Raw genomic sequence first — 24,748 nt, 5'->3', positions numbered from 1 at the left:
GGTAAATATGATATAATAATATAAATAAAGTTGGATATTATATACAGTGTGTATTTGGATAAAATAAAGTTAAAAGGGGTAAGCATAAAATGTTCCAGTATATCAAGAGAAATAGAAGAAATGATGAGGGAATTCTGTTAAAAAAAGCTAATATTGTGGGAAACCTATGTGCCGGATATGGAGAGATTGTAGTAAACCAGTTATATCAAAATTGCAGTAATGAAGATATAGAGGGAGTTTACATATTCCCACTGCCAACTACAGCGGTTATTTCAGGATTTGAAGCAGAAATAGGAGGCAGAACCTTAAAGGCGGTAGTGGAAGAAAAAGATAAGGCCTTTCAAATCTATGAAAATGCCCGAATTCATGGAGATAGCATTTTTTCTCTGGAGGAGTTCAGTCCTCATTATTTTAAGATAGGCATAGGCAAGATAATATCTGGCGAAACTGTGAAAATAAGATTATCCTATGTGGAGGAATTAGATTATAAGGACAGCACTTTTAAACTTACAATTCCAGCAGTTTCAGAACCTAAGATAATAAAAAGCAGATCTAGAATTGAAACTTTAAAAGATAGCTTTGCAAATAGGTTTGGGATAAAAAGGCTGGGGGATGACTTTGAATTCAAGGTCAATATAATAGTTGAATCTCTGAGCAAAGTTGATTTCAGATGTCCTTATCATACCATAGATGTGGAAAGAGAGGGAGATACAGTAGCCAAGATAAGTCTGGATGAAAACTATCATTTTATTGATAAGGATTTTATACTTTTCATAGATGAAAGGGAAACTCTTGAGGCAGATGGGATGATATATGAGTACAAGGAAAATGATGAGGAAAAGGGTATAGTCTATATAAGGATGATGCCAAAACTAGATCCCTATGAGGACGAAGTAAAGGAAAATTATGTATTTTTAATTGACATTTCCGATACTATGAAAGGTGAGAAACTAGAACAGGCAAAGAATGCACTTCAGCTGTGCCTGAGAAATTTGTCTGAGGGGGATACTTTTGATATAATAGCCATGGGAGTTAAATTAACCAGTTTTTCCCAAAACGGATTGATAGAATTCAATGCCGATTCGTTGAGGGAGGCTTCTAAATGGATAGATGACCTTGATATAGAAAAGGATGCAGTTATATTTGAAGGTATAAAATATAGTCTGGAAAAAGAGGGTTCTCACAATACAATATTGCTTTTTACAGATGATCTGGTAGATGAGGAAGAAGAAATACTTGAATATGTAAAAGATAACATAGGTGACAACAGAATATTCGCTTTTGGTATAGATTCCTCCGCGAATAATTATTTTTTAAACAAATTGGCCCATGAGAGTTATGGGAAAGCCGAGTTTATAGATGCACATCAGAGAATTGAAGATATAGTACTTAGACAATTTAATAGGATCCAAAATCCACAAGTAGATAATATAAAGATTGACTGGGGAAAGCTGCAGGTGAAATCCTCTTATCCGAGAACTATTGACTATATGTACGATAGAGAACCATTTTCTATATTTGCCGATGTTTCTGGAGGAGTTGAAGGAAGAATAACTCTAATTGGAGAAGTTGATGGAAAAGAATATGTGAGAAAAATAGACATAGACAATTTCAATACAGAGGAAAATGCCAGTCTGTTAAAAAAAGTATGGGCGAGAAAAAAGATAAGGTCTTTAAAGATAAATATGAAATTTCAGCGTGGAGAAAAAAGAGAAGAAATGAGAAGAGAACTTATAGAGCTTTCTAAACAGAATGGGTTTATAAGTCCGGAAACCACTTTTATATTTATGGAACTTAGAGAGGAGCCAGTGCTTGGGATTCAACTTAAAAACATAATACCCATAAAGGTAAATGAAACTACATTGGGAGAGAAGATAGATGAAGATGTTGAGTCTGGATTCTGGTATAGGAGTTTTAATACTGAAGAAAATGAAAAAGAGTATTCAAGTGATAATAGATATTTGGATAAAAAGTATGCGAGAGAAAAGCTTCTTCGGGTAATTGCCAAAAATCAGTTTGCAGATGGTGCCTTTGTGGATTATGAAGACAGCAGTATAGAAGATAAGATAGAGACTACATCCATGGTCATGCTTGCTTTTATTACTGGAGATGAAAAAATAGATATATATGCGAATCAGTTGAACAAAGCTGCAGCTTTTATATGCAAAAGTTATTTTGAAGTGAATTTTGAAGTGAGATATGATATCATAAAGATGTCTATATTGGCATTGAATAAGATGAAAAGGAAAAAATTATTGAAGGATAAATATATAACACAAATAGACAAAACCATTGAAAAACTGTGTGAAGTACTTCATTTTAATGAGGAAACAAAACCTATGCTTAGAAATTTAATGAATAATTCTTTTAAAAGAAATTTGGCTTCACTATTTATGTTAAGTGAAGACGGTAGATGTATAGAAGAAAAGATCACCATAGTAGAAGAGAGAAATTCCATATTTGATATGGCAAAATTAGCCGTTCTAAAAACTTTCAATAAATAGGTTATAAAAGTAAATTACCAATATCAACTAATTAAAAAGCCTTTCTATAATCAAATTTAGAACGTCATTTGATCGATATTAATCGAACAGATGGCGTTTTTAGGTTGTAATAGAAAGAAGTTTTACTATGAGTAGATTGCCATTATATTTTAATCAGAATAAAAGGTAAAAAGCAAAAAACTATTCTCTTCCTTTTTTTAAGGTAATAATTATTAATTGCTATAATTTAAAATTAAAAGATTAAAAAAAATGATAAACGTATACCGGATACCATAATTGAATTTGTTTTTCATTTAATGTAAGATGAAAAGTAGTTGAAGATATTTTGTAGAATGGAGAGATTAACATGGAGGACAGGGTGAAAAAAGTATATACTAAAAAAAAACTTAGCAGCATAGATTACCGGATACTAAAACCTATTATGGATTGCATTTATGAAGCCGTCTGTGTAATAGACGAAACCGGAATTGTAGTTATCTGGAACAAGGCTGCAGAAAAATTATATGATATTAGTCAGGATCAGATTATAGGGAAAAGTATTGAGAAATTCTTTCCTGATGCAATTGTGAATAATGTCAGAAAAACCGAAGCCCCAATCGAAAATAAATATCATTCACCCAGAAAAGGCTCTCACATACTTGCAAGTTCAATGCCATTGTATATAGAAGGTGTTTTTAAAGGGGCAGTGTCAACAGACAGGGATTATGCAGAGGTAAAGAAATTATATGCGGAGCTTGAAAATGCAAATTCAAAGCTTATTTTTCTTGAAAATCAAGTGAAGAAGATTTCAGGAATTTTTGGTGATATTATAGGGAAAAGCCCTAATATAGTGAAAAAAATCGAAATGGCCAGACAAATTGCACCAACTCATGCAAGTGTCATGATTACAGGAGAAAGCGGAACAGGAAAAGAAGTTTTTGCCAGGGGAATTCATGAGTTAAGCGGAAGGACAGGCCTTTTTGTTCCAGTGAACTGTAATGCAATTCCTTCAGAACTTTTTGAAAGCGAGTTTTTTGGATATTGCTCAGGAGCTTTTACTGGTGCCAGTAAAAAAGGGAAAATGGGTATATTTGAGATAGCAAATGGAGGTACTGTTTTTCTAGATGAAATAGGAGATATGCCTTTGCACATGCAGGCAAAGCTGCTTAGAGTACTCCAGGAAAGGGAAATTGTGAGAGTTGGAGGAGAAAAGAATATTAAGCTTGATTTAAGAGTAATATCAGCAACTAATAAGGATTTAAGAAAAATGGTAGAGCAAAACAACTTCAGAGAAGATTTATTTTACAGGCTAAATGTTGTGGAAATTAACCTTCCTCCCCTTAGAGAGAGAAAAGGAGATATTCCGATTTTCATAGAACATTTTATTAAAGAGTTTTCATCAGCAAATTCGAAGCCTATAGTGAAAATTCAAAAAGAAGCTTTGAGTATTCTTAATGAATACAGGTGGCCGGGCAATATAAGGGAACTTATGAATGTTATTGAACGTATTATTGTTACAACAAAAAATGGGGTTATACAAAAAAGTTCTATTCCAGAGTATATTGTCTCGGAATTAAAGAAAAATGGCCGCCGCAAAGAATATCCACTGGATTTAACCAAAGCTATAGAGGAACTTGAAACAGATAGTATAATAAAAGCTTTGAAATTAACAAAAAATAATAAATCAAAGGCGGCAAGCCTGCTGAATATACCAAGAACTACCTTATATCATAAATTGCAAGAGTATAAAATAAAGTGTTGAAAAAATCCCGCAAGGAAGGACTTTCTTATATAGAAAAATCCCCAATGCTATATCCGGTAGTATAGAATTCCATGGCTTCACCATCTTCCTGCAAAAAGAACAAATGGCAAAGAAAAAGACCACTCTAAATGAATGGTCTTTTTTGTATACACATACCAGATAATTTATCACTTACTGTTAATGAGTCCACTTTTTTGTATTTTGTTTATGGTGGAGTTAATTATAAACAGCGTCAAATTTTCGAACTATGTGTATTAATATTGACACTTTGTTTTTATTTCGTTGAAAGCAGCAGCAGCAATATGTTCAAGAAAATAATCGGAATATGCTAAAAAAATATTGTATGGATTTGGACAAATTTTTAACGAGCAAGAGTTTTTTCCTGTATATAAAAAATATAGTGGGAAGGTGAAAAATTGTTGATTTTGCAATGGTTTACATATAAAAGTATCTTTTTAGATGGATTTTTATGTGGGTTGGCACGCGAATTGCTGTTAAATAATAATGTAAAAGGTAAGTGCTCTAATTCAGAGTTAATTTTTTATCAAGTATATTATGTATGGAATGAGTAAATGTAAGTGTAAAAAAATCAAAAAAAACAGAGAAATGTATGACAATTTATACAATTATCTGCTTTTTTCAGAAAGTAGGTGAATAGTCGTGGATTTTGTTTTTCCACTCAAGCAGCACGTTGGAGCTCCATCCGAAGCGCTGGTTCAGGAAAATGATTTTGTAAAAAGGGGTCAGATTATAGCAAAAAAACCACAGGGAGCATTGGGAACCAATATTTTCTCCAGTATAGATGGCAGAGTGAAAGCTGTTGATACAGATGGGATTGTGATTGAAGAATTGGAGACAGATTTTACAAAATACATACCTTTGCAAGGTGCAACACCAAGAGAGCTTATTGAAGAATCGGGAATTGTAGGATTAGGTGGTGCTGGATTTCCGACTTCTGTGAAACTGAATCTCCATTTTGAAGGAAAAGGAACTGTCATCGTTAATGCAGCTGAATGTGAACCAATTTTGTCACACAATATAACACGAATCCAAAAGGAACCGGAAAAGCTTTTGGATGGACTGTCCATTGTCATGAAGCTTGTCAATGCCGAAAAAGGGATTGTGGCTGTGAAAGGAATCCATAAAGAAGCCATTGAAAAACTGGAGAAGGCAAATACAGACGGCAGGGTTTCCATTCATGTACTGGATAATATTTATCCCATGGGTGAAGAGCGTGCAATTGTAAGAGAGACGCTTGGAATCCTTCTGGAGCCGGAACAGCTTCCCATGGCAGCGGATGCAGTAGTCATTAATTCAGAAACTACATTTCGTATTCGGGAAGCGGTAGAAGACAAAAAGCCGCTCATCGACAAGGATGTGACCGTAGGTGGAAAGCTAAGGGAAAATGCATCTATTCATGTATTACTGGATGTTCCGCTTGGAATAAGTGTAGCAGGGGCCTTGGAAAGGGCAGGAGGACTTGGCGACGAATACGGTGAGCTTATTATGGGAGGTCCGTTTACCGGCAAGAGGACTTCTTTGAAGGCACCGATTATCAAGACAACTGGAGGAATTATTGCAGCTGAGAATTTTATGCCGGGACCGCCAAAGATAGGGCTTTTGGTCTGTGCCTGCGGTGCAAACAAAGAACGTCTTGAAGAACAGGCATCAAGTATGGGCTCCAAGGTAGTGGGAGTTGAGTACTGCAAGCAGGCAAAACAAGTTAAAAATACCCGAAAATGTGAGAATCCGGGGAAATGTCCGGGACAGGTACAAAAGGTGCTGGCATTGAAGAAGTCAGGAGCACAGGCTGTGCTCATCAGCAACTGTACAGACTGCACCAATACTGTAATGTCCTGTGCGCCACAGCTGAAATTACCGGTTTATCATTGTACTGACGGTGCGCTGCGGGCTGTTAATTACAGGATGATAAGAAGATTCAGAAGAGAAGAAGAATAAGGAGGAATTAAAAATGCCTATAGTTAAAATCATTTGCTTATCATTGTACTGACGGTGTGATTGTGCGCTGTTAATTGCAAGATGATAAGAAGATTTAGAAAATAAGAGCAGGGAGGAATCAAAAAATGTCTATTACAAAAGAAACATTGCAGAAGCACTTGAAAGATCCTGCAATATTTTGCTGCAGAAGAGAAAAAGGCTTGGTCATAAGTGCAGCAGATCTGGAAGATCCAGAATTATTTGACGATATGCAGGATGCGGGTCTCCTAAAATTGAGTCCGAATGGTCTGCGTATTGAGCAGGTAATCGGAAGTACACTGACGGAGGATGTTGAGGCCCTTACACCGATTACAAAAGATGTACTTGATAAGATCAATGAGGTAGAAGAAGTAAAAGAAGTAGATGAATCTGAAGCACCACAGAAAATCGAAAAGGTTTCGGAAATCCAGTCAGTAGGAGGTAATGGAATGATTCACATTGAAATTGGAAAGGCAGAAAAATTTGAAGGTTTAAAGCTGGATGTACCAGTATTTGCCGGAGCAGCACCTGCAGTACCTGTTGAAGAGGCAGAGAAAATTGGAGAGAAAAAGGTCATTCATAAGCTTGTGAAAAAGCACATTAAAATTTCAGATGTAAAGCTTGGTAGCAAAACTTTCATTAAAGATGGTGTTATTACTATTGATGAAGACATTGTTAAGAGTGCAGTAAAAGAAGATGTGCTGTGCAAGAGGCTTAAGTTGGACGTTATTCATCCAGATGAAAGGCATATCTATACAGATACAATCATGGATGTTTGCCCAATTGCTACAAAAGTTGAAGGGGAGCTTGGCGAAGGTATCACAAAGGTTGCTGATGGTGTTGTATTCATGCTTACCGGTGTAGATGAAGACGGCGTGCAGATTCATGAGTTTGGTTCCTCCGAAGGATATCTGGATGAGAAGATGTATTTCGGACATCCGGGATGCGCAGATGAAAATGATATTATTATCCGTTGCCATGCAGTTGTTCAAAGACTGTCAGGCATGACAAGACCAGGTCCATTTGCTGCACATAAATGCCAGGACCACATTATTCAGGCAGTTCGTGATGAGCTCAAAAATTATGAAGGTGAAGTTGTTCGTGAAGAAATCTGTGAAGACGTGCGTAGAGAAGGAAATCCCCGTGTAGTATTAGTAAAAGAAATTATGGGACAGGGAGCTATGCATGATAATATTATCTGCCCGAGAGAGCCTTCCGGAGTTCTTGGTGGACAGAAGAATGTAGACTGCGGTAATGTTCCAATTATATTAACGCCAAATCAGGTAAGAGACGGATCCATACATGCATTGACTTGCATTGGACCTGCAACAAAAGAAATGACGCGTCATTACATCAGAGAACCTCTGGTAGAAGGTCTGGCAAAAGATGATGAGCTGGATCTGGTAGGTGTTATCTTTGTTGGATCACCACAGGTTAACGATGAAAAACTCTGGGTATCCGAAAGACTTGGTTCTATGCTTGAATCACTGGATCTTGATGGAGCCATCATCACAACAGAAGGTTTTGGAAATAACCATATTGATTTCATTCAGCACATTGGCCAGGCAGGAAAGAGAGGTATCCCGGTAGTTGGTGTATCCTTCTGTGCATATCAGGGTCAATTGGTAGTTGGTAATAAATATGCTACAGCAATGGTTGAAGAAAACATGGATAAGGGCGGATTTGAAAATGATATTGCAGGCTGCTCATGTGTAACTCCAGAAGTAGCTGCACGTGCAATCCAGATGCTGAAGAATAAAATGGAGGGCGTGGAAATCAAACCTGCTGAAAAGAAATGGAACAATGATGTTATTAATGCAAACAACAAGATTTTAGGGCTCCCAGAAACAAAACTTGTTGAAAGTGGAACATTGCATTAATGGATTATGATTATATAATTAATCCCGTGAAAATGGGAGGACTTGTGAAAGAGTTGTCTGAAGATCAGGTAAAGGTTCATCTTCATGGCCGTTTGGGAGTTATTACGGTTCCAAAGCGTCTGATTATGAGCGATGAAGCTCTGGTCATCGGTCATGAGCTTGAATTTTATTTCAGCTATATTCAGGTGGTGGAAGAACCATATGATTATGACTGCTCGGATATGAAAACGGATCATGAGATAACTCCATGCTTACTGGGAGGGAAAATAACACAGGTAAATGATACTGCCATAGAGGTGGCAATAATGAATAATCTGGGAACCATAGGAGTGCCGCGACGTTGGGCATTTACACCAGTTACAATGGAAGAGGGACAGAATGTGGAGTTTTATTTCAGTTGTTTGAAAGTGATTGGCAAACGGGATATCCCAGCAAAATCAATTTAAGGAGGAAAAACAATGAGTTTAACAACAAAAAAAGGAATGCAATCCGAGATCTTTGTACCGGTTACACCGAAACCAGTATTTACAGAATTGAAAAAACCATTAAATGAGTGCAAGGTTGCTTTTATTACAGCAGGTGGAATTCATAAAAAAGACCAGACACCATATAATACATCTGGTGATTTCTCTTATCGTGTAATTCCATTTGATACGCCGTCTGATCAGTTGATGGTAACGCATGGCGGATTTGATAACTCCGATATCAATAAAGACGTTAATGCTATGTTTCCAATAGATCGTCTTCATGAACTAGTAGACGAAGGATTTATTGGCTCTCTGCCCAAGGAGACTTATACATTCATGGGCGGCGGTGGAAATGTTGAAAAATTCAGAAATGAGACAGGTCCGGAAATTGCCCGAAAGTTAAGGGAACAGGGTGTAGATATCGTTCTTTGCACAGGTGGATGCGGAACCTGCCATCGTTCAGCAACAATTGTTACCAGATGCTGCGAAGAAGCAGGCATGAGCTGTTGCGTAATTGCTGCACTGCCTCCTATTGCAAGACAGCAGGGAGCACCTAGAATTACAGCTCCTCATGTGCCAATAGGATCAAATGCCGGCGAACCAAACAATGTGGAAATGCAGACAGCAATCGTAAAAGAATCTCTGGAATGGGTTCGTGATTGTCCAAGTTTTAATCAGACAAAAGTATTGCCTTACGAATACCGTCATAACGTATAAATCTGTTTTATTAAAATACTACAAAGAGGCTTGCCATATTATGGCGAGCCTCCTTGTGTAAATTTCGTTATAGATACAGAATAAGGAATTATGTAGAATGGAGGTATATTATGGGGCTGGGGCCAAGTATTAAAATGACAACACTGCATCACTTCCGGTGTCCGGCAACGGAGGCACTTTCAAAGGAAAAAGATATTGAATTCACAGGTATTATTGTAGATGGTGTATCCGAAGTCTGCGATGACAAAATTTATACGGCAAAACGGGTGGCTGATATAGCACAGGTTATGCGTGCAGATGCTGCAATTGTTGCAATTGATGGATGGGGAAATCATCATGTGGATTTTGTCAATGTAATTGAGCAGCTCGGTATACGGGGAATTCCCAGTGTTGGACTCAGCTATATCGCCCAGCAGGGACGGCTTGTCTGCACCAACAGCTACGTGGACTGTATCATAGATTTTAATAAAAGTGAATCCGGATATGAATCCTGCGTTGTGGGAGAGAACAATCTGACGGATTATGACGCAATGAAGGCTGTTGCACTGGTGAAAAATAAGCTCCGGAAAGCCGGAAAACCGCTAGATACGGCACCGGATGAACAGGAACAGAATCTCCGCAGGCTGACCCGCAAAGTATTTCACATTAATGAAGTCCATTTGGGTGATAAGACAGAGATTGACCATAGTGTGCTGACTATACGAAAGGGAATTGAAAAGAGTCTTATTCAATCGGAACCCAGGATCAAGGATATCAAGGTCAGCATTATTGAGCCGGGAAATTATGATATATTTGTCAATTCAAATTTGGACTACTCTCCCATTGCCTGCAAGGTGCGGGGAGAACTGGGGGAGGGCGTTACGCATTTGCTTTCAGGAATAACCGTCATGATAACTGGTGTTGAGGATAAGAGCGGATTTCAGCCCTGCAATATTGGTTCTTCAGAAGGAATACTGAAAAATCAGGTTGTATTGGACCGTGCCGGCACGCCAAAGTCAACTGATTATATCTTTCATGTTGATGTGCTGTTTGAAGAGGGTGAAGGAAGAACGGCAGAAGGTGTTATGGCGGGACATCGGGCAGCAGACCGGATTGTCCAGGAAATCCGGAAGGCACTTGTGAATCTGGATAATATGCCCTATACAAGAGAAGAGTTCAACGATGTTATGCGGCCGGGCAAGCGTAAAGTTATCCTTGTAAAGATTGTATCCGCTCTGGGAAATATGTATGATACTGCCATGTTCCCGTATGAGCCGGGGGGGTTCCTTGGGGCTCACAATATGAGGGATTCCAAAAGCATACCATATGTGATTACACCAAATCAATGCAGAGATGGAGTTATTCATTCACTAATGTAAGGGGTCTGACCCCCTTACATTTTTTGTAAGGGGGTCAGACCCCTTACATTTTTTTAAAAATTGCTGCGAAGAAGAGCAGCAATTTTATCAATAGGTATATCTGCTATGGTACCACTGTTTGTATCTTCGGGGCATGGGTTGGATTCTGAATTACAATTGTCAGCTGAAGAATAGGGATCGCTGGAGATATCTAAATTATCATTGAAATTAGTTCTTGTTTGATAAACTGGAGATGGGCATGATTTAATTGCAAGTCTTATAAAATAATTATTTACTCCTAATAATGTTCCAGTAAAATTATATCTGCAGGAATCCCCACCAGTTGTATATACAGTTACTGTCTTTCCTATATATTTTTTTAAGTTATCTATAAAACTAATGGATCTTATACTAGTGCGGCTATTAGAATGATGTTTTTCATGGTTGCTGTAAGATGAATTGTTAACTCCAACAATAGAAGTATTTTCAGATAGGTTATTTAAGGTGTTTTCATCATTTGAATTTGTAGTATTACTTTCTTCTTGATTTTCATCTATGTCTGTGGGATCATAATTTTTAATTGATCTTTCATCGTCAATATAATAGCTTTCATCGTTAATGTCTTTGATATTTGAACGCTGTCTTCTAGAATGACTTCTGTGGTGTCTGCTCAATATACTTCAACTCCTTTCCATAAATAATAGGAAATTACCATATTTTATATGGTGAACCACATTGCTAACATTTTAATTTCTTTTAAAGTTAGGAGTAAGCAATGTTTTACTTTTGAATGATTTACTTTAAGATTCAGATGGAGAAATACTCACTCCACCTGAACTTAAAGAGAACTTGATATTTAGGCATCACCTTTTTAATGGTGCCATTTTTGAATGTAAGGTACAGGATTCTAGTCTTAATTTATAATATGATTTAGAGTTAATTTGTGACATTAATTTTAAAATTTAAGAAAATATAATAAAAGACATGAACCATTTTAGCTGGTTCATGTCTTTTAAATCTGTTTATAATTTTAAGTTAATTTAAAACTTTAACCTTGTCACCATCATTGAGGAAAGTCAATCCACCCAATACTATGTTGTCTTCTGGATTTATTTTTGAAGATACTATTTCAGTGTTTTTATCATCTGAAAGTCCCGTATTTACAGATACTTTCTTTATTTTGCTATTTTTTACTGTATATAGATAAGAAACTCCATTTTCAACTTTTATGGCCTCGTTGGGCACTACAAGTATATTATCCTTCCTTTTATCGGCAAATGATATTTTAGAAAACATACCTGGTTTTAAACTGCCATCAGAATTGTTTATTTTTATTTTAACCAGATATTTTTGAGTTTTGCTGTCTATGTTGGAAGATATATTGTCTATAGTGCCGGAGACCTTCTTGTTTTTGGCAGAGGGAATAGTTATATCTATGGATTGTCCTACCTTAATTTTGGAAAGCATGCTGTCAGGTAAGCTGACCTTTGCAATAGTTGAACTTAAGTCCAGTATGGTTATGGATGGTTCTGCCGTGGGAGAAATTTCTCCTTCATGGATATTTACAGCTGATACAATTCCAGAAAGAGGGGATTTGATTATAGTATCGTCAATTTGGGACTGAATTGATTTAACACCGGCTTCTGCTTGATCTACTTGAGCTTGGGCAACTGCAACTGATTCAGGACCAACTTTTTGTTTTAATAAATTTAAATTCTGCTGTGCAGCAGATAATGCAGCAGATGCAGTGTTTAATTTTGTACTGGCATTGTCTAAATCTTGCTTTGCCACGGCACCGGCAGAATACAGACTTTTGGTTCTATCGTAGTTGGTCTTTGCATCATTGTAATTTATCTGTGCTGTTTTTAAAGATTGTTGGGCTTGTACTACAGGCTGTTCAACTCCGGAACTCTGGGTTTTATTTAAATTGGCGTTGGCGGAATCTACACCTGCCTGTTGCTGTTCCAGCTGAGCCTGCAGCGAACTTGAATCAAGGGTAAACAGTATGTCACCGTTTTTTACTGAACTGCCCACTTTTACATTTAAATTTTGGATTTTGCCAGGTGTTTTAGGAGATATAGAAACTTGCTTATCTACATCCAATTCTCCAGGATAATCTACAGTCGTAGATATGGAACCGAGTTTTGCCTGAATTACTTTTACGTTTTTAATTTGATTCTGAGATTCTGTTTTTTTATTTTTAATTATATTGTGAACTATGGCAAATACCATTAAAGCTATTAATACAAGCAATACTATTTTCCATATAATTTTTTTGGATTTAAAAATATTAGGCTTCATAATTATACCTCCTCAATTTCTACATGTTTTTTCTTTTTGAATATGTGGTTCTTTAAATCATCCATCAATGTATAAACTATAGGCAATATTATAGGGGTAAAAATAGTGGAAGCAATCATACCTCCAATAACTATAACGGACATACTTGATTTCATTTCACTGCCTTCTCCTATGGAAAAAGCGGAAGGAAGCATACCCACAATCATAGTTGCAGAAGTCATTATGATAGGTCTTAATCTTCTTTCACCGGATTCTATTAGAGCTTCTCTTAAATTCTTTCCACGTTTCATGAGTGTATTTGTATAGTCAATTAGGAGAGTGCCGTTTTTAGATGCCAGACCATCTAACATTATAAGTCCTATCATGGACATTATATTTAAAGTTTTTCCTGTGATGGCCAATATACCAAAGGCTCCAATTAGGGCGCAGGGCAGAGATATCATTCTTATAAAAGGGGTGAGGAATGATTCGTAGAGCACAACAAGTATCATATAAATTAAAACTAATGAAATAATCAATGCTTCTATAAGAGATGTAAAGCTGTCTGCCATATCCTCCTGATTTCCGCCAAATTTGATCTCGTATCCGTTCGGCATGGAAAATGACTTCAATTTTTTAGATAGAATTTTATTTACCTCTCCAAGAGTTTTTCCCTGGATATTTGCAGATATGGTAACTACGTCTTGTCTGTCCTCTCTTGATATGGACTGTGGACTATCTGCTTTTACTACAGTGGCAATTTCATTTAGTGGTATAGATGTACCTGATTGATTGAGTACATTTATAGATCCTATATCTGACGGAGTTTTTATGTCTCCATCCTGAAATTTTACTGTTATATCATAGTCATTTCCATTTGTTCTGTATATACCGCCGGAGGAACCCTGAATTGCCATTCTGAGTACTGATGATATGTCCGATGTGGATATTCCATACTGGGAAGCAGCCAATTTGTCTATTTGCACTCTCAATTCACTTTCACTGACTTTAGAGGAATTGCTTACATCTGTAATTCCTGGAGTGTTTTTAACTATGTCTTCAACTTTGCTGGATATTTCATTTATTGTATCAGTATCCTTACCTAATATTTGGATTGATATGGGTTTGGAACTTCCGGTTCCCGTATCGGATTCAGTTACAGAAAAATCTGTTCCGGATAGAGAAGAAGCACCCCAGTTTCTAACCTCTTTTGCTACCTCCGATTGAGATTTTTTTCTTTCGCTTTTGGGTTTAAGTTCTACATATATGCTTGCGGAGTTTGTATTGCCTCCTCCTGTTATACTGCTTATATCAGAGCCTATAGAAGAATAATACATGGATACTTCGGGAACTTTATGAAGGCGATCCTCAACTTGTTTAACAGCTTTATCCATTTGATTTAAGGTAGAGCCTGAATCAAAAGTCATATTTATGGTAAACATACTCTGATCCGTAACTGGCATGAGTTCAGTACCAATGGCACCCGCTGGTATCAGCAAAATGCTGCCTACTAGGCCTGCTATGCTGAGTAAAAGCACTCTTTTTCTGTGATCCAGACACCATATAAGGGCCTTCTTATATACCACAGTTACGTTATCTATGGAAGAGGAAATTGCATTGAAAATCTTGTATAACCTGCCCTTCTTGAATCTTTCCAGCCTTTCAGAGGATAACTTGCGTCTGTCATCTACTTTGCCAAAGAATCTGGATGCCAGCATAGGAGTTATTGTGAAGGATACAAACAGGGAAAACAATGACGCAACAGCTATAGTAAGACCAAATTCCTTGAAAAATTGACCTACCATACCAGATATAAACGCCACAGGAGTATATACAACTACATCGCAGAGGGTTATTGCAATGGCTGCAAGTCCTATTTCCATACGTCCATCTATGGCAGCGGATTTTGGATCCTTTTTCATGGCCAGATGCCGCTGTATGTTATCCAGTACAACAATAGAATCGTCCACAAGGATACCTATGCAGAGAGATAGTGCCATTAGAGACATCATATTCATGGTAAATTTAAGAACGTACATCATGAAGAAAGTGGATACAAGGGAGGTTGGTATTGCCACTAGAACTATGAGTGAAGATTTCCAGCTCCTTAAAAATATCAATAGTACTATAGCTGTTGTAAATATACCTTCTAGTAAAGTATGTTTTATCTGGGAAAGAGAAGACTTTATAAATGTAGTGCTGTCATAGGCAGTTTCAAGCTTAATGCCACTTGGCAGCTGCTTTTTAATTTTCTCAAGTTCCGCCTTTATATTGTCTACGGCCTCTACTACATTTGCATCACTTTGTTTTTGAACACTTATTCCTATAGTGTTTTTACCGTTGATCCTCATATGCTGATTTTCTTCAGGATATTCCAGGTTGATATCTGCTATGTCAGAAAGACGAACTGTACCTCCGGCGGAAGTGGGTATCAATAAGTTCCTGACTTCATCTATATTTTGAAATTCACTCATAACTCTTACGGATTGATTTAAATTTTCCTGTTTTATCTGTCCGGCAGGAATATTTATATTGTCAGCCTGCAATTTTGAAATCAGTGTATTTGCATTTACACCGTTGAATTCCATGGCAGATTTGTTCAACTTTATTATAAGCTGTTTTTTTTGTATTCCCTGTAGAGTTACATTTCCAACACCCTGCACTTTTTGAAGAGATTCAACTATATTATTTGCCTCATTGTAGAGTTCATCCTGGGATACATTCCCTGATATGGACAGCATCAATACGGACATGGAATTTGTATCTATTTTAAATAATACAGGCTTGTCCGCATTTTTGGGAAGTTGAGATTGGGCATTGTCTATGGCCTTTTGTACGTCTAAAAAGGCTGTGTTCATATTTGCGCTGCTTTTAAAGGTTATAATAGTTTGTCCGATTCCTTCTCTGGATGTAGATTGAATTTTATCAATGCCGCTTATACCTGAAACGGCATTTTCAATGGGTTTTACTACATCACTTTTGATGTCCTCAGCACTGGCACCGGCATATGTAGTGGATATAGAGATTATAGGCACATCGATAGATGGCAGAAGATCCGCCCCAATGTGGGTGTAGCCAAATATACCAAGACCTAATAGGAAAAGTATTAACATCGTTATTGCAGCTGGCCTCTTTACGGATAATTCTGTTAGATTCATTTTAGCCTCCTTTGTGAAGTTATTTGATTTCGGTAATTGTATTTTTAAGGATATAATTACTATATTTTAAAGATACAATTACTATATTATATAGGTTAAATTATAAATGTATGTATATAAAAATTCAAGAAATGATAACAAAATTTATACAATATTAATGTGGACTTAAAATGTATAGAACTTATCAATTTTAATTTTGAAAAATGAAAGAACATCCAGCGCGTTTAATACAGTATAAGTAAATTTTGACGCTAAACTTGTATTTTTCAGTAAAAATGCTCTTATTGATACTGATAATGAAGTTGAAAATTCAAAAAGAGTGTGATATACTAAACATAATTTAGTGGAAGCTATTTTCATATGGTGGAAATAAAATAAAACTTGCAATTGTATGCGGTTTTATAAAATTCAAAAAATTTATTTTAAAAAGTAATTTAGCCAATAAGGGCAATATAAGAATTTATGTTTTTGAAAAGAGGTAATGTTTAAATTGATTAGCGTAGAAGATGATGTGCATCTGAAGCTTGAAAAAAATTGGTGCAAGGGCTGTGGAATATGCGTGGAATTCTGCCCTAAAAGTGTACTGATTTTAAAAAATGGGAAGGTTTCAATTGCAGATGAGGATAAATGTATAAAATGCGGCCTATGCGAACTGCGCTGTCCTGATTATGCAATTTTTTTGGGAGGTAAATAAAGATGGGAAACAATATTAAACTGCTGCAGGGAAATGAAGCTTGTGTAGAAGGAGCAATTGCAGCAGGAATGCGGTTTTACTCAGGATATCCGATAACACCTTCTACTGAAATAGCAGAACTTTCAGCTAAAAGATTACCTATGGTGGGAGGAAAATTTATTCAGACAGAGGATGAAATAGCAGGGATGGCTGCGGCTGTAGGTGCTTCACTTACAGGAGTAAAATCAATGACAGCTACAAGCGGGCCTGGGTTTTCGCTAAAGCAGGAAAATATAGGCTATGCAGCAATGGCCGAAATACCCTGTGTAATTGTAGATGTACAGAGGCACGGCCCTAGCACGGGGCTCCCAACGTCACCATCCCAGGGGGATGTAATGCAGGCAAGGTGGGGCACTCATGGAGATCATCCAATAATAGTGATAACACCCTCTTCAGTCAAAGAAACTTTTGATTTAACAGTCAGGGCTTTTAATCTTTCAGAAAAATATAGAACACCCGTCATATTATTAATGGATGAAATTGTGGCCCATATGAGAGAGGGAATCGAAATTCCTGAACCGGAAAATTTAGAGATTATCAACCGCAAAAAGCCTCAAAAAGGTGATGAGGATTATTTGCCTTACCATGTTAAAGAAGGGGAGCTTGTTCCTCCTATGGCAGTTTTTGGAGAAGGATTCAGGTTTAATGTTACAGGACTTGTTCATACTGAATCAGGGTTCACAACTAACAGCACTGAAGTAGCTGATGTTCTCTGTAATAGGCTTTTAAAGAAGATTGAAGACAATATAGATGATATTGTAACCTATGATGAACTCTATATGAAAGATGCCGAAACTGTAGTGATTTCCTATGGAGGGACAGCAAGAAGCGCCAGAAGTGCAGTAAAACAGGCAAGAAAAAGCGGCCTAAAAGTTGGATTGTTCAGGCCCATAACTATCTGGCCTTTTCCGGAAAAGGCAGTTAAAGAACTTAGTAAACAGGCTAAGAATATAATTGTAGCAGAACTTAACCACGGACAGTTAGCTCTGGAAGTCGAGAGAATTGTGAAGAACAAATCGAGTATTTTTAAAATAGGAAAGATCAACGGTGAAGTTATTACCCCCCAGGAAATACTATCTAAAATCAGGGAGGTAATTTAAAATGGCTAGTACACTGGTTGAAAATTATTTAAGAATGGAAAATTTACCGCATATATGGTGCCCGGGATGCGGACATGGGATATTGATGAGAGCTATTATACAGGCCATAGATAATTTAAAACTGGACAAAAATAAAGTATGTATTGTATCTGGAATAGGCTGTTCTTCAAGAGCTGTAGGATATATGGATTTTAACACACTCCATACTACTCACGGCAGGGCATTGGCTTTTGCCACGGGAGTGAAACTGGCAAATCCAGAGCTTGAGGTTATTGTAATTTCAGGAGACGGTGATGCTGCAGCTATTGGAGGGAATCATCTGATTCATGCGGCCAGGAGAAATATTGACATTACAACGGTTATTTTTAACAACAATATCTATGGAATGACCGGCGGACAGTATTCACCAACTACACCGAGGGGTGATAAGGGAACTACTGCACCTTATGGTACAGTTGACAAACCTTTTGATATTCCGCAGCTCGCTGTAGGTGCAGGAGCAACTTATGCAGCCAGAGGTACTGTTTATCATACGAAGCAGTTGATTTCTCTTATAGAGAAAGGTATCCGGAATAAGGGGTTTTCATTAATAGAGGGTGTGAGCATATGCCCTACATACTATGGAAGAAAAAATAAAAAGGGTTCTGCTGTAAACATGATGAAATGGCAAAGAGATAATGCTGTAAGCATTGATGCAGCAAAAAATCTTTCACCAGAAAAACTTGAAGGGAAGTTTTTAATCGGTGAGTTTAAAAACACTACAGAACCTGAGTATACTGAAGAATATCAGAAAATAATAGATAGATTTGTAAAATAAGTAATTTATAAAGGGGAAATGAATTATGAGCAATAAATTGGAATTGAGGTTGACGGGTTCAGGAGGGCAGGGACTTATCCTGGGCGGAGTTATTTTGGCAGAAGCCGCAATAATGGAGGGTAAAAAAGCTGTTCAATCCCAGTCTTATGGACCAGAAGCCAGAGGAGGTTCCAGCAAGGCTGAAGTTATAATAAGTGATGAGGAAATTGATTTTCCAAAGGTTCTGAAAACGAATTTGCTTTTGACTTTAACACAAAAATCCTGTAATAAATATATTGGATCACTTGATAGTGAAGGGATACTGCTTGTAGATTCATCTGTGATAGTTCCAGGTACTAATAGAGCCGAGAGAGTTGTGCAAATTCCTATATTGGAAACTGCCAATAAAGTAATAGGTAAATCGATGGTAGCCAATATAATTTCGATTGGAGCTATTAATGGCATTTTACACATTGCTTCAAAAAAATCTCTGGAAGCTGCTGTGTTAAACAGGGTTCCGAAGGGAACAGAAGATTTAAATAAACGTGCTTTGGAAACAGGTTATAAGTTGGTTGAAAATTTCAATTCCTTAAAGAAGAATTGCCAGTTGGTAGGATAAATTTTAGTTTGGGAATTCATAGTTTTTAATATTAAGATATTTGCAGTCATTATAAATATTTATAATGACTGCATTTTTTTGGCCTTATATGTGAACAGGACGGTAAAATTATTGTCTGTGTATTAAAAATAGGTTTAATATCTCGTGGAGATAATGCAATGTTTTTTATTGTTTAAGTCAAATTTAAGACGTTTTAGAGACATTATATTTGCACTAAAATTAAAAGTAGTTAAATTGTTTTGCTATTTAATTTTAAATTTATAACGGACTGAAAGTTTTGACAGCGGTTAACGCCTAATGAAAAGGGGGATTTTAAACTTGGCAAATATTGATGAATTTGTTTCAAACAATTTTGACTTTTTTCGAAGAAGTCTTGAAGAATTGATTACTAAGAAAGGGGTGAGTTCAACCGGTGAAGGTATACAAGATACCGTAGACTATGTTCAATCACTTTTTATGAATTTGTTGAACACTGAAACTAAAATATTAAAGACAAATGGAAATCCAGCAATATATGCAAGTATGCCGGGAGAAAGCTCATTTACTGTACTATTCTATGGGCATTATGATGTAATGTCTCCAGAACCAGTAGATAAGTGGAATTCAGATCCATTTAAACTTACAGAAAAAGACAGCAAGTTTTATGCCCGTGGTATTGGGGATAATAAGGGACAGTTAATTGCACAAATTTTAGGTATGTATAGCTATTTAAAGTTACATAAAAAATTTCCTTTTAATATAAAATTTCTTGTTGAAGGTGAAGAAGAACAGGGAAGTGTACATTTGCCTAATGTTGTAAAAGAATATGGAGATACTCTCTTAGATACAGATCTTGTTGTGGTTGTTGATGGATCTATACATGAATCTGGACGACCCGTTTTGAGACTGGGAAATAGAGGACTAATTTGTTTTGAAATTAAAGTAAAGGTATCTGATTTTGATAACCATTCTGGAAATGCTGGAAATATTATTAAAAATCCAGTTATATTGCTGAACAAGATTATCAATAAATTATATTCATTTGATAAGGACTGTATTACTATTCCACATTTTTATGATGGTGTTATTAAGCCAACTGAGCTGCAGAAAAAATGGATAGATGCAATACCCTATGGCAAGTCGAGTGTGGAAAAGAGATTTGGTGTTTCCAGAATTAAATTTAATAAACGGCAATATTATGATTTACTTATGTTTAATCCAACCTTTAATATTTCTGGAATTTATTCAGGATACTCTGGAGAAGGGGCTAAAAATATTATACCTAGTGAGGCTGTTGCAAAATTTGACATACGTTTAGTTAGAAAGCAGAATCCTGTTGAAATCATGTCTAATATTAAGAAAGTAGTACAAGAATTTTCACCATTTGCAACTATACGAGAATTTGTATCATATCCACCAACTATGACTGATTCAAATTCACCTTATATTCAAACAGCTATTAAAGCGCTGGAAGCTGCTTCAGATAAAAAAGCCATTGTGGAGCCAGTTATGGCTGGAACAGTGCCCAATTATGTATGGACGGATATTTTAAAGAAACCAACGTTAACTATACCTTATGCAAATTCAGATCAAAATAATCACGCACCTAATGAAAATATGAATAAATGTGTATTCATTAATGGTATTAAGTCAAGTTATTATTTGATAAAAGAATTCGGAAAAGATTTTTAATATAAATTGGAAAACACTGAACTTTAATAGTTCTATGGCTTTGTAAATAGCTGATTTGATATAAATGAGGGGGAAATTTAATTAGAATGACAAAAAAGAATTCGAAATATTTAATATTTGCATTGCTTTATATAGCCTATTGTATACTGTATGTCGATAGAGCAGCAATGAATATTGCACTTACATCTATAGGTAAAGATTTTGGATTAAATGCATCACAATCAGGGCTGGTTTTAAGTGCTTTTTATATAAGCTACGCCTTTATACAAGTCCCAGGGGGGTGGCTGTCAGATAAATTTGGTTCTAAAGTGGTAATTATCATTTCTATCCTAATGTGGTCAGTATTCACTATGTTTACTGGGTTTTCTTGGTCATTCACATCGTTACTTATAATTCGTTTTATGTTTGGAATAGGTGAAGGGCCTTATACAGCTGCAAGTTTGTCGGAAACATCTGAAGTTTTTGATTATAGGGATCGTTCAAAGGCAACGTCCAGTATGTTATCTTCCAACTATGTGGGCAGTGCAATAGCTCCTATAATTGTGGCGCCGCTTATTATTGCCTTGGGTTGGAGAGCGACTTTCCACATAATTGGAATTTTAGGCATTGCGTTTGTAGCTATTTATTATCTTACAGTTCGTCCAATTAGAAAAAGCAAGGTTATAAGTGATGATAAAAAGATAAATAAGAAAGTTGATTGGAAGGGTATACTCACAAGTAAAATGGTATGGCAATTTATTATTATTGCACTTGGAATTAGTATGGTAAATAAAGGTTTGGATTCATGGATGCCAACTTATTTATTAAAAGTGCGTGACATTAACATAAAGAGTATCTCTTACTTGGTACCACTTCCATTTATTGGTGCAGGTATAGGCGCTTTTAGCAGTGGTTGGATTATGGACAGGTTTTTCAAGAATAAAGAAAAACTTATTATTGCTCTTTCAAGTTTATTAACTATGATTTTTGTTTTCGAAATGTATAATGCCGAATCGCTTGCTTCGGTTATTATTTTTGAAGTAATTACCTATTTCTTCAAGTCAATTACATTTGCATCTACGTACGCATTGTTTAGCAAAATAATAACACAAGATAATTATGGTTCATCAATTGGATTGCTGAATTTTGGAAGCCAAATGGCGGGTTTTATTTCTCCGCTTGCAATGGGTTTCTTGGTTGATATGTTTAATGGATCCTATAATGCAGCTTTTCTATTTTTAGTGTTTTCAGTAGGGGTTGCATTTGTTGTTTCACTTACGTTAAACAGTAATGAAATTAGAAAAAAATCTAAAAATGCTGAGAAATTTGAGATAGAAACAATATAATTTTTAAAAAGGAGTAAGGGTATTATGAAAATTAACAAAATAGTAATGAGACAAGTTCAAATGCCATTTAAAAAAGCATTTGAAACAAGCTTTGATTCAATGAAATTTAAAAATTGCTTAATTGTGGAAATCCATGATGAGGATGGCAATGTTGGATATGGCGAGTGTTCAACTTTTGCAAAACCATATTACAATGAAGAATTTATTGATGGTGCTTGGGCACTATTAGAAAATTCATTAATTCCACAAACGTTAGCAGTTAAAATGGAACATCCAGATGAAACATCTAAATTGTTTTCAAGATACCGTTGTAATGAAATGGCAAAATCATCAATTAACTGTGCACTTTGGGATTTATATGCAAAAGAAAATAAATTGCCATTAGCTAAAGCTTTAGGAGGTACTAAGGACAAGGTCGAAACAGGGGTTAGTATTGGAATTCAAAAAGATGTTCAAAGCTTATTAGATGCAGTTAAAGGATATATTGAAGATGGCTATCACAGGGTTAAAATCAAAATCAAACCTGGCAAAGATGTAGAGTATATGACAGCTGTTAGAAAGAAATTTGGAGATATAATGTTAATGGCTGATGCTAACTCAGCGTATACATTAGATGATGTTGATACATTTAAAAAATTGGATGAACTTGGATTGATAATGATTGAACAACCTTTAGCTCATGATGATATAGTCGATCATGCTGAATTACAGTCCCAAATAAAAACAAAGATTTGTTTGGATGAGAGTATTGTAACACTGGAAGATGCTAGAAAGGCTATTAAGCTTAAAAGCTGCGGAATCATTAATATTAAAGTGGCTAGAGTTGGAGGACTAACTGAAGCTAAAAAGATTCAAAAGTTAGGTTATGATAATGGCATTGGCATTTGGTGTGGTGGAATGTTGGATTCTGGAATAGCTAGAGCTCATAATATTGCGGCAGCAACACTACGGGGATATACTTTACCGAATGATATTGCAGCATCAGAGCGTTATTATGCACATGATATCATTAATCCGATGATTAAGCTTGATGGCACATTTATTGATGTTCCCAAAGGAAGTGGTATTGGCTTTGATCCAGATATTTATTATATGGATAAGTTTACAGTGAAAAAAGCTGTTTACAGCAAAAAAGTTAAATAAAATATTAAAATATTCATAATAGCTGAAGACAAGGAGAGGAGCAAAGATGATAGAGAAAATTAGTAAAAAGGTTGACGAATACAATAATGATATGGCTTTATTACTAGAAAAATTGGTTAATATTGATTCAGGTCGTGATAATCCGGAAGGGATAGACAAGGTTGCACATGCTGTAGGAGATATATTAAATAGTATTGGATTTAAAGTTGAATATTTAGAACATCCAGGAATATGTACTCATGTTTTAGCTCACAAAGAAGGTACTGGAAAGAAAAATGTTATGGTGATAGGTCATATAGATACTGTCTTTTCAAAAGGAACAGCAGCAAAAAGACCTTTTACTATTAAAGAAGACAAGGCTTATGGTCCTGGCGTTTTAGATATGAAAGGCGGTGTAGTTATAGCACTTTCAGCTCTTAAGGCGCTTCACGACTTAAATTGGAATGAAAAAAATATTACTGTACTTTTTTGTGGTGATGAAGAATCAGGTCATCCAGTATTAGATACACCAGAATTATTTACCAAAGAGGCAGAGGGGAAAGATGCTGTATTCAATATGGAAACTGGTTCAGACGATGGAGCTGTAGTTGTAGCTAGAAAAGGTGTAATGTATCCTGACATGACAGTAAAGGGAATAGATGTACATGCTGGTAAGGATCCTCAAAAAGGAGCTTCTGCAGTTTTAGAGTTAGCTCATAAAATTATAGCTTTACATAATCTAACAGATTATGAATCAGGCATAACATATAATGTAGGCGTTATTGAAGGTGGTACGGTAGCTAATGCTGTTGCTGGGGAGGCACATCCTAAGATTGATATAAGATTTAAAACCTGTGAACAAGGAGAAAAAGCTCTTGATGATTTAAGAAAGGTTGCAAAAAAGACATATGTACCAGGAACTCATACAACTATTTCTCACGAAAAAGTTTCATTTATGCCTATGGAACAAACAGAAGAAGGAATGAAGCTTTTTAAAGTAGTTCAAGAACAAGGACGTAAGCTTGGAATAGAACCAGAGATAAAACCGATCTTTGTAGGAGGAGGCTCTGATGCTTGTTGGACTACTATGGCGGGAGTCCCATCAGTTTGTGCTATGGGGGCTCGCGGCGAATTAAATCATGGAGAAAGAGAATATATTCAAGTTTATAGCCTTAATGAGCGTGCAAAACTTCTTGCTTGTAGCATAGTTGCTTTTTAAAATAAATAACTAATGCATAATAAGAGCTAAATGAGAAAGTTGGAGTTATAATTTTAAATTTATAATTATATAGATATAACTCCACTTTCTATATATGTAATT

At 36.1% G+C, this 24,748-nt stretch carries 18 protein-coding genes; 15 read left to right on the top strand and 3 right to left on the bottom strand.

All coding sequences use genetic code 11. The annotated features are described in order from the left end of the window. Positions 1–89 precede the first annotated feature (89 nt). The 7 genes from J5G60_RS05870 (at position 90) to J5G60_RS05840 (ending at position 10,644) form a co-directional block, all read left to right on the top strand. Positions 90–2,504 (top strand): VIT and vWA domain-containing protein, encoded by a 2,415-nt coding sequence (locus J5G60_RS05870; protein ID WP_150356110.1) that lies wholly within the window; start codon positions 90–92, stop codon positions 2,502–2,504. Between the two features lie 358 nt (positions 2,505–2,862). Then, on the top strand, positions 2,863–4,245 hold the full coding sequence (locus tag J5G60_RS05865; RefSeq protein WP_179977534.1) for a sigma 54-interacting transcriptional regulator: 1,383 nt from the start codon (positions 2,863–2,865) through the stop codon (positions 4,243–4,245). 660 nt (positions 4,246–4,905) lie between these two features. After that, entirely contained in the window at positions 4,906–6,204 is a 1,299-nt protein-coding gene (gene prdC, locus J5G60_RS05860) for a proline reductase-associated electron transfer protein PrdC (RefSeq protein ID WP_150356108.1), read from the top strand. A gap of 125 nt (positions 6,205–6,329) precedes the next feature. After that, positions 6,330–8,102 carry a D-proline reductase (dithiol) proprotein PrdA gene (prdA, locus tag J5G60_RS05855; RefSeq protein ID WP_150356107.1) on the top strand — a complete coding sequence of 591 codons (1,773 nt, stop codon included), beginning with the start codon at positions 6,330–6,332 and terminating at the stop codon, positions 8,100–8,102. Continuing rightward, the gene (locus J5G60_RS05850) at positions 8,102–8,548 is read left to right on the top strand and encodes a CBO2463/CBO2479 domain-containing protein (RefSeq protein ID WP_150356106.1); all 447 of its coding nucleotides are present in this window, start codon (positions 8,102–8,104) and stop codon (positions 8,546–8,548) included. Before prdA ends, J5G60_RS05850 begins: the two co-directional genes overlap by 1 nt. A gap of 12 nt (positions 8,549–8,560) precedes the next feature. Then, positions 8,561–9,286: a D-proline reductase (dithiol) protein PrdB gene (gene prdB / locus J5G60_RS05845; RefSeq protein WP_150356105.1), complete on the top strand. Its 726-nt coding sequence runs from the start codon at positions 8,561–8,563 to the stop codon at positions 9,284–9,286. Positions 9,287–9,396: 110 nt separating this feature from the next. Further along, positions 9,397–10,644, top strand: coding sequence for a glycine/sarcosine/betaine reductase component B subunit (locus J5G60_RS05840; RefSeq protein WP_150356104.1), 1,248 nt, complete (start codon positions 9,397–9,399; stop codon positions 10,642–10,644). 53 nt (positions 10,645–10,697) lie between these two features. Here the strand turns inward: J5G60_RS05840 and J5G60_RS05835 are convergent, their stop codons facing one another. From J5G60_RS05835 to J5G60_RS05825, 3 genes are all read right to left on the bottom strand, one after another. Next, a complete protein-coding gene (locus J5G60_RS05835) occupies positions 10,698–11,297 on the bottom strand; it encodes a hypothetical protein (protein WP_150356103.1) in 600 nt (199 codons plus the stop codon). Between the two features lie 361 nt (positions 11,298–11,658). Continuing rightward, positions 11,659–12,924 carry an efflux RND transporter periplasmic adaptor subunit gene (locus J5G60_RS05830; RefSeq protein ID WP_150356102.1) on the bottom strand — a complete coding sequence of 422 codons (1,266 nt, stop codon included), beginning with the start codon at positions 12,922–12,924 and terminating at the stop codon, positions 11,659–11,661. A 2-nt stretch (positions 12,925–12,926) separates the two neighbouring features. Continuing rightward, the gene (locus J5G60_RS05825) at positions 12,927–16,061 is read right to left on the bottom strand and encodes an efflux RND transporter permease subunit (RefSeq protein ID WP_150356101.1); all 3,135 of its coding nucleotides are present in this window, start codon (positions 16,059–16,061) and stop codon (positions 12,927–12,929) included. 481 nt (positions 16,062–16,542) lie between these two features. On the opposite strand from J5G60_RS05825, the gene J5G60_RS05820 reads away from it, so the two are divergent. The 8 genes from J5G60_RS05820 (at position 16,543) to J5G60_RS05785 (ending at position 24,646) form a co-directional block, all read left to right on the top strand. Further along, positions 16,543–16,755, top strand: coding sequence for an indolepyruvate ferredoxin oxidoreductase subunit alpha (locus tag J5G60_RS05820; RefSeq protein WP_150356100.1), 213 nt, complete (start codon positions 16,543–16,545; stop codon positions 16,753–16,755). Between the two features lie 2 nt (positions 16,756–16,757). Next, positions 16,758–17,894: a 2-oxoacid:acceptor oxidoreductase subunit alpha gene (locus J5G60_RS05815; protein WP_150356099.1), complete on the top strand. Its 1,137-nt coding sequence runs from the start codon at positions 16,758–16,760 to the stop codon at positions 17,892–17,894. 1 nt (position 17,895) lies between these two features. Further along, the gene (locus tag J5G60_RS05810; RefSeq protein ID WP_150356098.1) at positions 17,896–18,711 is read left to right on the top strand and encodes a 2-oxoacid:ferredoxin oxidoreductase subunit beta; all 816 of its coding nucleotides are present in this window, start codon (positions 17,896–17,898) and stop codon (positions 18,709–18,711) included. Positions 18,712–18,736: 25 nt separating this feature from the next. Next, a complete protein-coding gene (locus tag J5G60_RS05805; RefSeq protein ID WP_150356097.1) occupies positions 18,737–19,309 on the top strand; it encodes a 2-oxoacid:acceptor oxidoreductase family protein in 573 nt (190 codons plus the stop codon). A gap of 318 nt (positions 19,310–19,627) precedes the next feature. Beyond that, positions 19,628–20,980, top strand: coding sequence for a M20/M25/M40 family metallo-hydrolase (locus tag J5G60_RS05800; protein ID WP_179977530.1), 1,353 nt, complete (start codon positions 19,628–19,630; stop codon positions 20,978–20,980). A gap of 86 nt (positions 20,981–21,066) precedes the next feature. Then, positions 21,067–22,305, top strand: a complete 1,239-nt coding sequence (locus tag J5G60_RS05795) for an MFS transporter (RefSeq protein WP_150356095.1) — start codon at positions 21,067–21,069, stop codon at positions 22,303–22,305. Positions 22,306–22,329: 24 nt separating this feature from the next. Continuing rightward, the gene (gene menC / locus J5G60_RS05790) at positions 22,330–23,448 is read left to right on the top strand and encodes an o-succinylbenzoate synthase (RefSeq protein WP_150356094.1); all 1,119 of its coding nucleotides are present in this window, start codon (positions 22,330–22,332) and stop codon (positions 23,446–23,448) included. A gap of 46 nt (positions 23,449–23,494) precedes the next feature. After that, positions 23,495–24,646 carry a M20 family metallopeptidase gene (locus J5G60_RS05785; protein ID WP_150356093.1) on the top strand — a complete coding sequence of 384 codons (1,152 nt, stop codon included), beginning with the start codon at positions 23,495–23,497 and terminating at the stop codon, positions 24,644–24,646. Positions 24,647–24,748: the final 102 nt, after the last annotated feature.

The sequence above is a fragment of the Clostridium sp. HV4-5-A1G genome (assembly GCF_900184915.1).
Taxonomy (GTDB): Bacteria; Bacillota; Clostridia; order Clostridiales; family Clostridiaceae; genus Clostridium_B; species Clostridium_B aromativorans.
The sequence above is the reverse complement of the archived record's forward strand: the minus strand, read 5'-3'. Positions and strand labels throughout refer to the sequence as shown.